This window comes from Polaromonas aquatica, from assembly GCF_050626995.1.
Taxonomy (GTDB): Bacteria; Pseudomonadota; Gammaproteobacteria; order Burkholderiales; family Burkholderiaceae_C; genus Polaromonas; species Polaromonas aquatica_A.
The window spans coordinates 3,252,110-3,265,662 of the sequence record NZ_CP192467.1 but is presented as its reverse complement, the minus strand read 5'-3'; the positions used below and the strand labels follow the sequence as shown (position 1 = coordinate 3,265,662).

Sequence of the window (13,553 nt, the reverse complement as noted above, 5' to 3'; positions counted from 1 at the left end):
TGTAGGCCGCAGTCGTTTCCAGGGGGCCCGTTCAGACTATGGAAAGCCGATGCAAACTGGTATCTAACAGGAGCTCGCGGAAGGCCACGAGGGGCATTTTTGAGGGGGATTTCCGGCAAAAGGGACATGTCCGAAAACGGCTAGTAAGAAGCACCCTGCGGCGTATCATTTCTTCCATGGACCGCGAAAACACCTCTCTTGCCGACGACGACTGCTACCTCGCCCTGAAGGCGCGGGACGCGCGTTTTGACGGCAGTTTTTTCACCGGCGTGACCTCCACCGGCATCTACTGCCGGCCGGTCTGCAATGTAAAAACGCCCAAGCGGGAAAACTGCCGTTTCTTTCACCATGCAGCGCAAGCGGAAAACGCGGGCTTTCGCCCCTGCCTGCGCTGCCGGCCCGAGCTGGCGCCACATTCGGTCGTGTGGTCTATCCAGGATGCGTCGTACATCCTGGCGCATCAGGCGGCGCGCTTGCTGGACGAGTCTGAAGTCTGGGCTGAAGAAGGCCCTTCGGTCGAAAAGCTGGCCGCCAAACTGGGCGTGAGCGACCGCCACGTGCGGCGCATTTTCGAGGCGCAGTTCGGCGTCTCGCCCATGCAGTATTTGCAGACGCACAGGCTGCATACGGCCAAGCAGTTACTGGCCGACACCAACCTGCCGATCACGCAGATTGCACTCATCAGCGGTTTCGCCAGCGTGCGGCGCTTTAACGCCGCCTTTGTAGAGCACTACAAACTCAACCCCACGCAGTTGCGGCGCCAGGGCCCGGCTCGCGTCGGCGAAGTCGGCGAAGGCGTCACCGTGCGGCTGGGCTACCGCCCGCCCTATGACGTGCAGGCCATGTTGGCCTTTTTCAGCAAACGTTGCATCAGTGCCATTGAGTTCGTCACGGCCGAAGCGGCACATCCGGCGTTGGGCCGGACTTTCAGCATCGAATCAGGCGGCAAGCTGCATGCAGGCTGGCTGCTGGCAAGCTTTGACGAAAGCCGCTCACAGCTGGTGCTGCGCGTGAGTGACTCGCTGCGCGAAGTGCTGCCGCTGGTGATTCGCCGGGTACGCACCACCTTTGACCTGGACGCCGACCCGGCCACCATCAACAGCGTGCTGCATGCCAGCTTTCCGGAAGGCGACGGCTTGCGTGTGCCAGGTGCGCTGGACGGCTACGAGCTGGCTGTCCGCGCAGTGCTCGGCCAGCAGATCACCGTGGCCGCGGCCCGCACACTGGCCCAGCGCATGGTGGACCGCTTTGGCGAGCCGGTGGAAACGCCCTGGCCGGAGCTGACGCGACTCTTTCCCGCGCCAGCCGTGCTGGCTGCGGCCAGTGGCGACGCATTGGGGCAATTGGGCATCGTCAGGCAACGTCAGGCTGCCATCGTGGGAATTGCGCAGGCGGTGGCGGACAAGCGGCTACAACTGCACAGCGGCGCAGACATCAGCACGACGGTGGCGGCGCTGAAGGCGTTGCCCGGCATCGGCGACTGGACGGCGCAGTACATCGCCATGCGGGCGCTGCGCTGGCCCGACGCATTTCCAGCGGGGGACGTGGCGCTGCACAAGGCCCTGGGCGTGCAAGACACGAAGAACCCTGCGAAAGAGGCCGAGAAAGCCTCTGCCGCCTGGAAACCCTGGCGCAGCTACGCGGTGATCCGCGCCTGGAGCGGAACGCTGGAGCGCCCCGGCTGAGAGCAACGCAGTGATTCATGCGTTCGGGGAATGAATGCAACGCTTCGATTTCATTGGACGGTACGGCGCCCTGGCGCGAACATCGACAGTGAATGATCGAGCCAGTCTTCGCCCGCAAAGAGACAAGTCCATTGAAGCCGCCCATTCAGGGCTGAAAAAGACCTGATAAGGCAGAAACTCGAAACCATTCAAAGGGGAACAAGATGAAATTCGACAACTCCATCGTCCAGACAACCTTCTCCAGCCCTCTGGGGGAAATGATCATTGCAGCGACGGACAAAGGCCTCGCCGGCACCTGGTTTGCCGGCCAGCGCCATCTGCCGCCACAGCTCGTGAAACCTTACGTATGGCGCGAAGACCCGAACCATTCCGTGCTCAGGCAAGCCATTTCGCAACTGACGGAATACTATGCCGGCACGCGCAGGATGTTTGACCTGCCCCTGGACCTGGGCTACGGAACAGCCTTCCAGCAGTCGGTATGGCAGGCGTTGCTGGCCATTCCGCAAGGCGGCACCCTCAGCTACGGCCAGGTGAGCCAGCGTATCGGCAAGCCGGAAGCTGTGCGCGCCGTAGGCGCCGCCGTCGGGCGCAACCCGGTCAGCGTCATCGTGCCCTGCCACCGGGTGCTGGGAGCCGACGGCTCACTCACTGGCTACGCAGGCGGGCTGCACCGCAAGACCGCCTTGCTGCAGCTCGAAGGCGCACTTCAGGGGAGCATGCAGTGAGCTCCACTCCTTCTGGTATCGCAGCGCCAGCGGGCGCAACTCTTGCCACCCCAAAAAGCTGGGCTGCTGATTTCGTAATGCTGGCGGCCATCTGGGGCTCGTCCTTTCTTTTCACGCGCATCAGTGCGGTGGAGTTCGGTCCCCTGCCCACGGCCGCTGTGCGTGTCGGGATTGCGGCGCTGTTCCTGCTGCCCATCGTGTGGCTGCGCGGCCTGCTGCCCGAATTGGGAAAGAGCTGGAAGAAAGTTTTCTTCATCGGCATCCTCAATTCGGGCATTCCGTTCGCCTGCTTTGCGTTCGCGCTGCTGTCCATTACCACGGGGCTGTCGGCCATTCTGAATGCCACGGTGCCGATGTTCGGCGCGCTGATCGCCTGGCTCTGGTTGAAAGACAAACCAAACGCCTCGCGCATTCTGGGCCTCGTCGTCGGCTTTGCCGGCGTCGCCATGCTGGCCTGGGACAAGGCCACCTTCAAACCCGACGCTTCGGGCATCGCACCCGGCTGGGCCGTGCTGGCCTGTCTTTTTGCCTGCGTGTGTTACGGCATCTCGGCCAGCTACACCAAGCGCTACCTGACGGGCATGCCGCCGCTGGTGACAGCCGCCGGCAGCCAGATCGGCGCCACGCTGGGCCTGGCCTTGCCGGCCGCCTGGCTGTGGCCGGCACAAATGCCAGGCGTCAATGCCTGGCTGGCGCTGCTGGCGGTGGGCGTGGTCTGCACGGGCCTGGCCTACATCCTCTTTTTCCGGTTGATTGAAAATGCCGGCCCGCCACGCGCGCTATCAGTCACTTTTCTGGTGCCGGTGTTCGCGGTGATCTATGGCGTGCTGTTCTTGGGTGAGAGCGTGACCGCCTGGATGGTGATCTGCGCCGTGGTGATTGTGTGCGGCACGGCGCTGTCGACCGGCCTGCTCAAGCTTGGCCGCCAGGCCCCCGTACAGCGATGACCTCGGCCCGCAAGACCAAACTCAAAATCAAGCTGGCTGTGCCCAAGCCGCGCAACCCGCTGGTGCCGGCCGCGGCACAGCGCAAGGCCGGCTCGCACCGTAAATCTGAAGCCAGCCTGCGCAAGAGGGAGAAGATGGCGCTCAAAAAGCAGCTGTTTCAGCTGTAATGCGCATGCCGCAGGTTCGCAAATGTGAATTCGGCGTGGTAAAAGATCGCGAAACGGCGGCTCTACCCTGCGGTGGAGTCTCCGCAGACCGACCTAAGCCGAGGTCCCATGGAATCAAGCACCACGCAACTTCGCATCACGTTTGGAGACGATGACCTTCCCGAGGTCCTCATCGCCATTCCGAAGATGTCCGACCCGGACTTCTATTCCCTGGGCACGGAGCAACTGCTTACCCTTCCCAATGGGGAGATTCTGGACGTGTACGCCGAAGTCTCGCTGGCGAGTGTTGTCGCCGACGTTTCACTGTCCATTGTTGAGGATGGAAGGCTGTCGGCGATCCGTTGCGGGTCCGGGCTCGTCTTCAGCTACACGACGCGGGGTGGACTCGAGCTCCTTTTCCAGATTGGCACTGGCCCGTGGGACGAATAGCGGCCCTGGTGAAACCACCACCCTTCACGGGTTCTACTGCAGCGAGCCCGCCACCACATTGATGCTGAGCGCCAGTATCAGCATGTTGAAACCGAAAGACAGCACGCTATGGATCAGCGTGAGCCGGCGCATTTCGCGCGAGGTGACCTGTACGTCGGAGACCTGCGACGTCATGCCCACGACATGGGCGTGGTAAAGAAAATCAAAGTAATCCGGATCCATCCCGCCGGGGAACTGCAGGCCCGGGCCATCAGGCTCATTCTGCTTTTCTTCGAAGTAGTAGCGGTGCGCATATCGGAACGCAAAGATCGTCTGGATAAAGAGCCATGAAGCCGCCAGCGCCGCAATGGCCAATGCGATGTGCAGCGTACGTTCCATCCCCGACAGGCTGCGGGACTGCTGCATCATGACCGTGATGGCCGCCACGCAGGCCATGGTGGCCAGCAGCATCAGAAAAAACAACACCACGCTCGGCTCGTCCTGCGCCTGTGCGCGTTCGCGTGTGCGCTTGGCGTCAAAACGCACACACAGCCACCAGGCCAGTGCCAGGTAAATCGCAACACCTACACACCAGCCCAGCAGGCCGCGAAACTGCCAGACGGTGGGAAGTGGCAGCGCCGCGGTAGCCAGCCCGGCCGCCAGGCCGGCGATCAGGCGCTGGAGCGCGCTGGTTTCGGACAGGTGTTTGCGCATGGCGCATTGTGAGCCAGCAAAGACCCCTCTTCAAGGCATGGATGTTGGACAGCCTTGAGAACCGCATCGCTGACTTTTGTGCGTCTTTGTATCCGGCCCATATGAGTGCGGATACAGCCGCATGCCCGTTACATCGTCGATGTAGCCGCAGCCCAGTCCCTGCGGCATTTTCCACAACGGGACGCCCAAAGAAAAAGGGCTAGCAAGTAAGTTCTTGCTAACCCTTTTAGAGACTGGCGGAGTGGACGGGACTCGAACCCGCGACCCCCGGCGTGACAGGCCGGTATTCTAACCAACTGAACTACCACTCCTGGTAGTGACAACATTCGCTCTTTCGAGCCAAGTCGCTGGCCATTGCGGGCCGGCGGTTGTCAACTTGCGCCTTGGGCATCACGCGCTGGGCGTGATGAATGCTGGCGACCCCACGGGGATTCGAACCCCGGTACCTACCGTGAAAGGGTAGTGTCCTAGGCCTCTAGACGATGGGGTCAAAACCTTGGAACTTCCGGACAGGCCTTTGTTTTTACACATTGGCCTGCAAACTCTCAAATTCTTCGCGACTAACTTTTGGTGGAGGTAAGCGGGATCGAACCGCTGACCTCTTGCATGCCATGCAAGCGCTCTCCCAGCTGAGCTATACCCCCGTCAAGTTATTGAGGTTTCCCTGCAATTGTCGAGCCTTGAATTATAGCCCGAAAATTTGCTCTTTTTCAAATCCTCAAACAAGCTTCAACCGGGAGACCACATCTTCACGCTTCATGAGCTCCAGAATCGCGTCGAGAGACGGGGTTTGCGGGGTACCCATGACCAGCACGCGCACGGGCATGGCCAGCTGCGGCATCTTCAGGCCCGTGTCGGCCAGCACCTGCTTGATGGCGGCCGAAATCGCGGCCTTGTTCCACTCGACAGTGCTCAACGCCTCTGAGAGCTTGGCGAGCGCCGGGCGCACGGCATCGGTCACATGTGTCGCAATATCCTGCGCACTGGGTTCACCGCCGGTCACCAGCAGCTTGAGCCAGCCGGCCAGTTCAACCAGCGTGCTGCAACGGTCCTTGAACAAGCCGCAGCCACGAACAATGTGCGCGGCATCCAGGCCGGTCACGCCCTGCGCAGCAAGAAAAGGAGCGACCGCCTCGGCCAGCTTGTCGTCGGCCATGGCCTTCAGGTGCTGGGCATTGACCCAGCGCAGCTTGGCTTCGTCAAACTGCGCGGCGCTCTTGCCCAGGTGGTCGAGGTTGAACCACTCAATGAATTGCTCGCGGCTGAAGATTTCGTCGTCACCGTGGCTCCAGCCCAGGCGCGCCAGGTAGTTGACCATCGCGTCGGGCAAATAACCTTCGGCGGCGTACTGCGTCACCGGTTTGGCGCCGTTGCGCTTGCTGAGCTTTTCGCCTTGCTCATTGAGCACGGTCGGCAGGTGCGCATACACCGGCGGCTCTTTGCCGAGGGCCTTGAAGATGTTGATCTGGCGCGGCGTGTTGTTCACATGGTCGTCACCGCGGATCACGTGGGTCATGGCCATGTCGATGTCGTCGACCACCACGCAGAAGTTATAGGTCGGCGTTCCGTCGGGCCGCGCGATCACCAGGTCGTCGAGTTCGTCGTTGCTGATCTCGATGCGGCCCTTGACCTTGTCGTCCCACACCACACTGCCGCCTTGCGGGTTCATGAAGCGCAGCACCGGCTGCACGCCCTCAGGCACGGGCGGCAAGGTCTTGCCGGGCGCGGGACGCCAGGTGCCGTCATAACGCGGTTTCTCTTTGGCAGCCATCTGCTTCTCGCGCAGGGCGTCGAGCTCGGCCACGCTCATGTAGCAGGGGTAGACGAGTCCGTCGGCGCGCATCTGCGCAAGCACGGCCTTGTAGCGGTCCATGCGTTGCATCTGGAAGAAAGGCCCCTCGTCGTGATTGAGCCCCAGCCAGCGCATACCTTCAATGATCACGTCGACGGCTTCCTGGCTGGACCGCTCGACGTCGGTATCTTCGATGCGCAGGATGAAGTCGCCGCCGGTGGCGCGGGCAAACGCCCACGGATACAGCGCGGAGCGAATGTTGCCGAGGTGGATAAATCCGGTCGGGGAAGGGGCGAAACGGGTGCGGGTCTTTTGGGTCATTACTGCAGTCATGCGATGAGGCTAAGGCCGCGGGACAGGTCGGCCTTGATGTCGTCCACGTGGTCCAGCCCGACGGCTACGCGCACCAGGCCCTGGCCGATGCCGGCGGCCAGGCGCTGCTCTTCGCTGAGGCGTCCGTGCGATGTGGTGGCCGAATGGCTGATGATGGTTTTGGTATCGCCGAGATTGGTTGCAATGCTCAGCACCTGTGTGCTGTTGATGACCTTGAAGGCGTTGGCACGCGCCGTTTCCGGTGTGTCGCCGCGCACGTCGAAAGACAGCACCGCACCGCCCAGCCCCGATTGCTGGCGCATGGCCAGCTCGTGCTGAGGATGTGATTCGAGGCCGGGGTAGTACACACGCGCCACGGCGGGCTGCGTTTCCAGCCACCTGGCAACTGCCAATGCATTGGCACTTTGCGCCTGCATGCGGATGTTCAGTGTCTCCAACCCTTTGAGCACAACCCAGGCGTTGAAGGGCGCCAGCGTCATGCCGGCGGTGCGCACGATGGGGCCGAACACGTCGACGATCAGTTTGGACGGTCCGCAGAGCGCTCCCGCCATCACACGGCCCTGACCGTCCAGGTATTTGGTGCCCGAATGCATGATGAGGTCGGCGCCGAATTCCGCCGGGCGTTGCAAGGCGGGCGAACAAAAGCAGTTGTCGACTGCGAGCAGTGCGCCCACGCTGTGCGCCAGGTCAGCCAATGCCCGGATATCGCAGACCTCGGTGAGCGGATTGGTCGGCGTTTCGGCGAACAGCAGCTTGGTGCCGGGACGCAAGGCAGCCTTCCACTCGCTGATGTCGGTCTGCGACACAAACGTGGTCTCAACGCCGAACTTGCCGAACTCACGGCCGATCAGTGCAATCGTCGAACCAAACATCGAACGCGAACAAATGACATGGTCACCGGATTTCAGCAGGCCCATGCACATCATCAGGATGGCGCCCATGCCGGTGGACGCGCCTATGGCGGCTTCCGTGCCTTCCATAGCCGCAAGGCGGCGCTCAAAACTCGTGACCGTGGGGTTCGAGGTGCGGCCGTAGGTATAGCCCTCCGTCGGGTCCGCAAAACGCCGCGCCGAGGTTTCGGCGTCGGGCTGCACAAAGCCGCTGGTCAGGTACAGCGCTTCGGAGTTTTCACCGTGCTGGCTGGGCTCCAGCGCCACGCGCACGGCCAGCGTGTCGCGGTGCAGGTTGCGCGGCAATTCTCTTTTTTTGGTCATGCTCAGGCTTCCTGCGGATTAGGCAATGCCAGGCGGGACACATCGACGTCGCTGTCTTCGCCGATTTTTTCGGCGGTATCGGCGCGCTGGGAATTCATCGCGGCAATGGTTTCGGCCGTGACGTCGCCCGTGATGTAGACGCCGTCGAAGCAAGAGGCGTCAAAACCATCGAGCTTGCCGTTGAGCGAGCCGATGGCGCGCTTCATGCCTTCGACGTCCTGGTAAATCAGCGCGTCGCAGCCAATGACTTCGCGGATTTCTTCGACGGTGCGGCCATGTGCCACGAGTTCGCCCGGGGTGGGCATGTCGATGCCGTACACGTTGGGGTAACGCACCGGCGGCGCGGCGCTGGCAAGGTAGACCTTGCGCGCACCGGCGTCGCGCGCCATCTGCACGATCTCGCGGCTGGTCGTGCCGCGCACGATGGAGTCGTCTACCAGCAGCACGTTACGGCCTTTGAATTCGCTGGCAATCACGTTGAGCTTCTGGCGCACGGACTTCTTGCGCACGCCCTGTCCCGGCATGATGAAGGTGCGGCCGACATAGCGGTTCTTGACGAACCCTTCGCGGTACGGAATGCCCAGCAGGTGCGCCAGCTGCGTCGCGCTCGGGCGGCTGGATTCGGGGATTGGGATGATCACGTCGATCTCGCTGGGCGGAACGGTGGAGACCACGCGCTTGGCCAGCGTCTCGCCCAGGTTCAGGCGGGCCTGGTAGACCGAGATGCCGTCCAGCACGGAGTCGGGCCGCGCCAGGTAAACAAATTCAAAGATGCAGGGGTTGAGCTTGGCGCTGGGCGCGCACTGCTCGGCATGCACCACGCCTTCGAGGTCCACGTACACCGCTTCACCGGGGGCGATGTCACGTTCGAACTGGTGCGAAGTACCCTCCAGGGCCACCGATTCGCTGGCCACCATCACAGTCGTGCCGTCTTCGTTCTGCCCGTGACCGATGCACAGCGGGCGAATGCCGAACGGATCGCGAAACGCCAGCAGGCCGTGGCCGGCGATCAGTGCCACCACGGCGTAGGAGCCCTTCACACGCTTGTGCACGCCGCGCACGGCGGCAAACACGTCCACTGGTTTGAGCGGCAGGCCGCGTGTGGTTTTTTCCAGCTCATGCGCCAGCACATTGAGCAGCACTTCGGAGTCGCTGTCGGTGTTGATGTGGCGATGGTCGGTATTGAAGAGCTCGGCCTTGAGTTCAGCCGCATTGGTCAGGTTGCCATTGTGCGACAGCACCAGGCCAAAAGGCGCGTTGACGTAGAACGGCTGGGCTTCGTCTTCGCTGTAGGCGTTTCCGGCCGTGGGGTAGCGCACCTGGCCCAAGCCGACCGTGCCCGGCAACGCACGCATGTTGCGCGTGCGGAAAACGTCGCGCACCATGCCCTTGGCCTTGTGCATGTAGAACTTGCGCCCTTGCTGCGTGACGATGCCTGCGGCATCCTGGCCGCGATGCTGCAGCAGCAGCAGGCCGTCATAAATCAGTTGATTGACCGGGGCTTTGCTGACGACGCCGACTATCCCGCACATGGTGTTCCGATCATGATGAGTTGACTCTTGAAAGTTAAATTAAATACTTGGCAAACTGTTCTGGCAGCATCGGCTTCAGGGCTTTGAGCATGACCGTCAATATCGGCGCACCGTTGGACTGCACCCACCAGTCGCTGGACTTCAATGCCGTCATGTTGATGACCACCGTGGCGGCCAGCAACAAAATAATGCCGCGCAACACGCCAAAACCAGCCCCAAGCACCCGGTCTATCGGCGCCAGGCCGACGGCTGCCACCAGTTTCTTCAGCAAAAAAGCCAACAAACCCGCGGTAAACACCGCTGCAATAAATATCAGCACAAAGGCCGCCGCATAACGCACCGGGTCGGCGGCGGACTGCAGTGGCAGCCTGGCGGCAAGATCCGGCGCAAACCATTGCGCCACATAAAACGACACCGCCCACCCCAGCACCGACAACACCTCGTACACCAGCCCCCGCCAGGCACCCAGGAGCATGGAAAAAACCAGCACTCCCAGCAAAATCCAGTCAACAGCTGTCACGAATCACCAGAGTACTTATTACAAGGTCAGGATGGCCGCGGGTAAATCAAGGGCCTTGATCTTGGCCGCCGCCTTGTCGGCCTCGGCCTTGCTGGCAAACGGGCCCACGCGAACCCGGATGCGCTTGCCGTCTTTGGTTTCCGCAACTTGCGTATAGGTTTTCATGCCGGTTTTTTCCACCTTCAGGCGCGCTTCACGGGCCTTGGCCACATCGGCAAACGCGCCGACCTGAACCACAAAGCGGCCTTCCGCGTCACTTGGGGGCGGTTTGGCGGCGGCTGGCGCGGCGGTGCCATTGAGCAAGGCGGCAGCGCGTGAGGCATCGTCGCCCGCCGCAGGCTTGGCCGGTTTGGTTTCTGGCTTGGTTTCCGGTTTGGCCGGAGGTTTCACGTCCGGTTTGGTCTCAGGCTTTGCTTCGTTTTTGATAGCTGCCGGCGCAGATTCGACTGGGGCTGACGCCGGTTTTGATGCAAGAATTTCTTCCTTGGGCGCCAGGCTGGCGTCCGCGGCCACTTTTTCGGCGGGCTTGGGTGCAGATGCAGGGGTGGCCACCGGGGCGCTGGCCGGCCCGGGAATCACCAGCGGCTTGACCGTGCCCTTGCCGGGAATTTCAATCGGGATATCGACCGGAATCGGCCGGGGCTGGGTGTCAAACAGCAGCGGAAAACCCAGCACGCCGATCAACACCAGCACCGCAGAGCCGATCAGCCGGTGTTTGGCACGCTTGCGGATCACTTCCACGCTTTCCGTTTGAGCGGCTGACCCGGCAGTGGAGGCAGCGTTGGAGCCGCCCCGGCGGAAGTTGAAAAACGGCATGGTGTGGCTTGGATCCGATAAGGGGTGACGTTAACGGTGAACGTGGGCTGGCGGCCCTTTTGTGAACGCGTTGCGGGCCGGCTTGTCCGGCTCAGGCGGCCAGGTGCGGGGCCGAAAGACGCGGTACACCGTCCTTCAAAATGCCGCCCACCGTATAGAAGGAGCCGAACACGACAATTCTATCAGCGGGGGTTGCGGCCTTGACTGCCGCCTGTAGCGCCGCTTCGGGGGATTTGTAAGTGCCGGCGCTGGCATCAGGCCGGGTATTTGCTGCCTGCCACTTCGCCTGCAAATCCTCGGCAGTAGCAGCCCGGGAAGTCGGCAAATCAGTGAAGTACCACTTGTCGATCAACGGGCCCACGCGCGCCAGCATGGGCGCAAGGTCCTTGTCGGCCATGGCGCCAAACACCGCGTGGGTACACGGGTAAAAGCCCATGGCGTCGAGGTTCTCGGCCAGCGCGGCCACCGAATGCGGGTTGTGCGCCACGTCCAGCACCAGCGTCGGCTGGCCGGGCACGATCTGGAAGCGGCCGGGCAATTCGACCATTGACAGGCCATTGCGCACCGCCTGGGCCGTGATCGGCAAGCGGTCGCGCAGGGCTGTCAGCGCCGCCAGCACACCCGAGGCATTGACGAGCTGGTTGGCGCCGCGCAAGGCCGGGTACGCCAGGCCGGCATACCTGCGCCCGCGCCCGGCCCAGCCCCACTGCTGCTTGTCGCCCGAGAAATTGAAGTCCGTACCAAATCGCCACAGGTCAGCCCCCACTGCGGCCGCGTGGTCAACGATGCTTTGCGGCGGCACCGGATCGCTCACGATGACCGGCTTGCCGGCGCGCATGATGCCGGCCTTTTCGCGGCCAATACTTTCGCGGTCGGGGCCTAGGTATTCCATGTGGTCCAGGTCGATGCTGGTGATCACCGCGCAGTCGGCGTCCAGCATGTTGACGGCGTCCAGCCGGCCACCCAGGCCGACCTCGAGGATGACGACGTCCAGCTTGGCATCGGCCAGCAGTTGCAGGATGGCCAGCGTGGTGAACTCGAAATACGTGAGCGAGACCGCTTCACCCTGCGTGCGGGCCGCCTCGACGCGCGCGAACTGGGTCACCAGATCGGCGGCCTTCACGATGTCACCCCGCACCCGGCAGCGCTCTTCAAAATGCACCAGGTGCGGCGACGTGAAAACGCCGGTGCGGTAGCCCGCCTCCAGCAGGATGGCTTCAAGCATCGCGCAAGTCGAGCCTTTGCCGTTGGTGCCTGCCACGGTGATGATGGGGCAGTCAAAAGCCAGGCCCATGCGCTTGGCGACGGCGCTGATGCGGGTCAGGCCCATGTCGATACCGACGGGGTGCAGGTGCTCGCAGTAGGCCAGCCAGTCGTCGAGAGTTGTGAGGTTTTGCATACAGCCTCCTATTGTCGCAGGGCATGTACACCCCCGTTGACGCTCACTGCGTGTAGCGCCCTCCCCCCTTGCAGGGGGCGGCGCCTGCGGCCGGCAAAGCCGGACCGCGGCCCCTGCTGATAAAGAAAACGGGGGTCAGCCTGCGAAACGGTCGGTGGCGGCGATCAGCTGGCGCAGGATGCCGGGCTCATTGAAGGCGTGGCCGGCGTTATCAATCATGTGGAATTCAGCCTCGGGCCAGGCGCGGTGCAGGTCCCAGGCCGTTTTGGCCGGCGTAGCCACGTCGTAGCGGCCCTGCACGATGACTCCGGGGATTCCGGCCAGCTTGTGCGCATCGCGGATCAGCTGGCCTTCTTCCAGCCAGCCTGCGTGCACGAAATAATGGTTTTCGATGCGGGCGAACGCCAGGGCAAAGGCGTCGTCGCCGTGCTGGGCGGTAAAGGACGGGTCGGGCAACAACGTAATGGTCTGGCCTTCCCACAGGCTCCAGGCCCGGGCAGCCGCCAGTTGCGCAGCGCGGTTGGTACCCACCAGCCGTTTGCGGTAGGCGGCAATCAGGTCGCCGCGTTCTGCCTGGGGAATGGGTTTGACAAACTCTTCCCACAGATCAGGGAACAACCAGGATGCCCCCTCCTGGTAGTACCAGAGCAGCTCAGCCCGGCGCAGCGCAAAAATGCCCCGCACGATGAGCGCGGACACCCGGGCTGGGTGAGCCTGCGCATAAGCCAGCGCCAGCGCACTGCCCCAGGAGCCGCCGAACACCAGCCAGCGTTCCACACCCAGCAGGGTTCGCAGCCGCTCGATGTCGGCGACCAGGTCCCAGGTGGTGTTGTTCTCTAGCGAAGCACTGGGGCGGGAGCGGCCGCAGCCGCGCTGGTCGAACAGCAGCACGCAATAGCGTTCCGGGTCGAACAGGCGGCGGTGCTCGGGCGAGCAGCCGGCGCCCGGGCCGCCATGCAAGAACACCGCCGGCTTTCCTTTGGGATTGCCGCACAGCTCCCAGTACACCGAATGGCCGTCGCCGGTTTCAAGAACGCCGGTGCGAAAGGGCTCCAGGGGCGGGTAAAGAACGGCGGGGGCAGTGAGCGTGGCTGAAGCAGCGGTCATAAGGCAGGGCATCCATGCAAAAAGATGGCAAAAAGGTTGTGCCGGTCGGCGTTCTTCATTATTCCAGCCTTGCCAAAGGCCTGCCCGCGCACCCAGGCCCTCACCGGCCTTTGCGATAACGCTATAAATTTGATAGCTGCTCGCGCCGGTACTGCTTGGCCAGAAGGCCTTTTTCTCTTAAATCTGCGAAAATC

General features: G+C 62.7%; 13 protein-coding genes and 3 tRNA genes. 5 read left to right on the top strand and 11 right to left on the bottom strand.

The genetic code is table 11. From position 1 onward, the window contains the following. Positions 1 to 176 precede the first annotated feature (176 nt). The 5 genes from ACQ4MS_RS15675 to ACQ4MS_RS15655 all read left to right on the top strand — a co-directional run bounded on the left by ACQ4MS_RS15675 (position 177) and on the right by ACQ4MS_RS15655 (position 3,953). Positions 177 to 1,685: a DNA-3-methyladenine glycosylase 2 family protein gene (locus ACQ4MS_RS15675; RefSeq protein WP_431095560.1), complete on the top strand. Its 1,509-nt coding sequence runs from the start codon at positions 177 to 179 to the stop codon at positions 1,683 to 1,685. Positions 1,686 to 1,888: 203 nt separating this feature from the next. After that, positions 1,889 to 2,410, top strand: coding sequence for a methylated-DNA--[protein]-cysteine S-methyltransferase (locus tag ACQ4MS_RS15670; RefSeq protein WP_431095559.1), 522 nt, complete (start codon positions 1,889 to 1,891; stop codon positions 2,408 to 2,410). Further along, entirely contained in the window at positions 2,407 to 3,357 is a 951-nt protein-coding gene (locus ACQ4MS_RS15665) for a DMT family transporter (protein ID WP_431095558.1), read from the top strand. The genes ACQ4MS_RS15670 and ACQ4MS_RS15665 overlap by 4 nt, the downstream gene beginning before the upstream one ends. Next, positions 3,354 to 3,524 carry a hypothetical protein gene (locus ACQ4MS_RS15660; protein ID WP_431095557.1) on the top strand — a complete coding sequence of 57 codons (171 nt, stop codon included), beginning with the start codon at positions 3,354 to 3,356 and terminating at the stop codon, positions 3,522 to 3,524. The genes ACQ4MS_RS15665 and ACQ4MS_RS15660 overlap by 4 nt, the downstream gene beginning before the upstream one ends. A 108-nt stretch (positions 3,525 to 3,632) precedes the next feature. Then, positions 3,633 to 3,953, top strand: a complete 321-nt coding sequence (locus ACQ4MS_RS15655; RefSeq protein ID WP_431095556.1) for a hypothetical protein — start codon at positions 3,633 to 3,635, stop codon at positions 3,951 to 3,953. A 33-nt stretch (positions 3,954 to 3,986) separates the two neighbouring features. Here ACQ4MS_RS15655 and ACQ4MS_RS15650 read toward each other — a convergent pair whose 3' ends face one another. The 11 genes from ACQ4MS_RS15650 to pip form a co-directional block, all read right to left on the bottom strand. Further along, positions 3,987 to 4,646, bottom strand: coding sequence for a DUF1345 domain-containing protein (locus ACQ4MS_RS15650; protein WP_431095555.1), 660 nt, complete (start codon positions 4,644 to 4,646; stop codon positions 3,987 to 3,989). Between the two features lie 234 nt (positions 4,647 to 4,880). After that, positions 4,881 to 4,957 (bottom strand) — tRNA-Asp (locus ACQ4MS_RS15645). Between the two features lie 103 nt (positions 4,958 to 5,060). Next, positions 5,061 to 5,136 (bottom strand) — tRNA-Glu (locus ACQ4MS_RS15640). 78 nt (positions 5,137 to 5,214) lie between these two features. Beyond that, positions 5,215 to 5,290: transfer RNA gene (locus tag ACQ4MS_RS15635), tRNA-Ala, on the bottom strand. 74 nt (positions 5,291 to 5,364) lie between these two features. Beyond that, positions 5,365 to 6,759 carry a glutamate--tRNA ligase gene (gene gltX, locus ACQ4MS_RS15630; RefSeq protein WP_431095554.1) on the bottom strand — a complete coding sequence of 465 codons (1,395 nt, stop codon included), beginning with the start codon at positions 6,757 to 6,759 and terminating at the stop codon, positions 5,365 to 5,367. Positions 6,760 to 6,767: 8 nt separating this feature from the next. Beyond that, a complete protein-coding gene (locus ACQ4MS_RS15625) occupies positions 6,768 to 7,985 on the bottom strand; it encodes an O-succinylhomoserine sulfhydrylase (RefSeq protein WP_431095553.1) in 1,218 nt (405 codons plus the stop codon). 2 nt (positions 7,986 to 7,987) lie between these two features. Continuing rightward, complete coding sequence (gene purF / locus ACQ4MS_RS15620) at positions 7,988 to 9,517, bottom strand: amidophosphoribosyltransferase (protein ID WP_431095552.1); 1,530 nt, start codon at positions 9,515 to 9,517, stop codon at positions 7,988 to 7,990. Between the two features lie 34 nt (positions 9,518 to 9,551). Further along, entirely contained in the window at positions 9,552 to 10,037 is a 486-nt protein-coding gene (locus ACQ4MS_RS15615; protein WP_431095551.1) for a CvpA family protein, read from the bottom strand. 18 nt (positions 10,038 to 10,055) lie between these two features. Continuing rightward, the gene (locus ACQ4MS_RS15610) at positions 10,056 to 10,853 is read right to left on the bottom strand and encodes an SPOR domain-containing protein (protein WP_431095550.1); all 798 of its coding nucleotides are present in this window, start codon (positions 10,851 to 10,853) and stop codon (positions 10,056 to 10,058) included. A gap of 91 nt (positions 10,854 to 10,944) precedes the next feature. Next, on the bottom strand, positions 10,945 to 12,252 hold the full coding sequence (gene folC, locus ACQ4MS_RS15605) for a bifunctional tetrahydrofolate synthase/dihydrofolate synthase (RefSeq protein ID WP_431095549.1): 1,308 nt from the start codon (positions 12,250 to 12,252) through the stop codon (positions 10,945 to 10,947). 135 nt (positions 12,253 to 12,387) lie between these two features. Next, positions 12,388 to 13,359 (bottom strand): prolyl aminopeptidase, encoded by a 972-nt coding sequence (gene pip / locus ACQ4MS_RS15600; RefSeq protein ID WP_431095548.1) that lies wholly within the window; start codon positions 13,357 to 13,359, stop codon positions 12,388 to 12,390. Positions 13,360 to 13,553 lie beyond the last annotated feature (194 nt).

Bases quoted from the DNA above. Each gene is read 5' to 3' on its own strand.
- ACQ4MS_RS15675 (WP_431095560.1), top strand. From the start codon at position 177: ATGGACCGCGAAAACACCTCTCTTGCCGACGACGACTGCTACCTCGCC.
- ACQ4MS_RS15650 (WP_431095555.1), bottom strand. From the start codon at position 4,646: ATGCGCAAACACCTGTCCGAAACCAGCGCGCTCCAGCGCCTGATCGCC.
- pip (WP_431095548.1), bottom strand. From the start codon at position 13,359: ATGACCGCTGCTTCAGCCACGCTCACTGCCCCCGCCGTTCTTTACCCG.
- folC (WP_431095549.1), bottom strand. From the start codon at position 12,252: ATGCAAAACCTCACAACTCTCGACGACTGGCTGGCCTACTGCGAGCAC.
- ACQ4MS_RS15625 (WP_431095553.1), bottom strand. From the start codon at position 7,985: ATGACCAAAAAAAGAGAATTGCCGCGCAACCTGCACCGCGACACGCTG.
- ACQ4MS_RS15610 (WP_431095550.1), bottom strand. From the start codon at position 10,853: ATGCCGTTTTTCAACTTCCGCCGGGGCGGCTCCAACGCTGCCTCCACT.
- ACQ4MS_RS15670 (WP_431095559.1), top strand. From the start codon at position 1,889: ATGAAATTCGACAACTCCATCGTCCAGACAACCTTCTCCAGCCCTCTG.
- purF (WP_431095552.1), bottom strand. From the start codon at position 9,517: ATGTGCGGGATAGTCGGCGTCGTCAGCAAAGCCCCGGTCAATCAACTG.
- ACQ4MS_RS15655 (WP_431095556.1), top strand. From the start codon at position 3,633: ATGGAATCAAGCACCACGCAACTTCGCATCACGTTTGGAGACGATGAC.
- ACQ4MS_RS15660 (WP_431095557.1), top strand. From the start codon at position 3,354: ATGACCTCGGCCCGCAAGACCAAACTCAAAATCAAGCTGGCTGTGCCC.
- gltX (WP_431095554.1), bottom strand. From the start codon at position 6,759: ATGACCCAAAAGACCCGCACCCGTTTCGCCCCTTCCCCGACCGGATTT.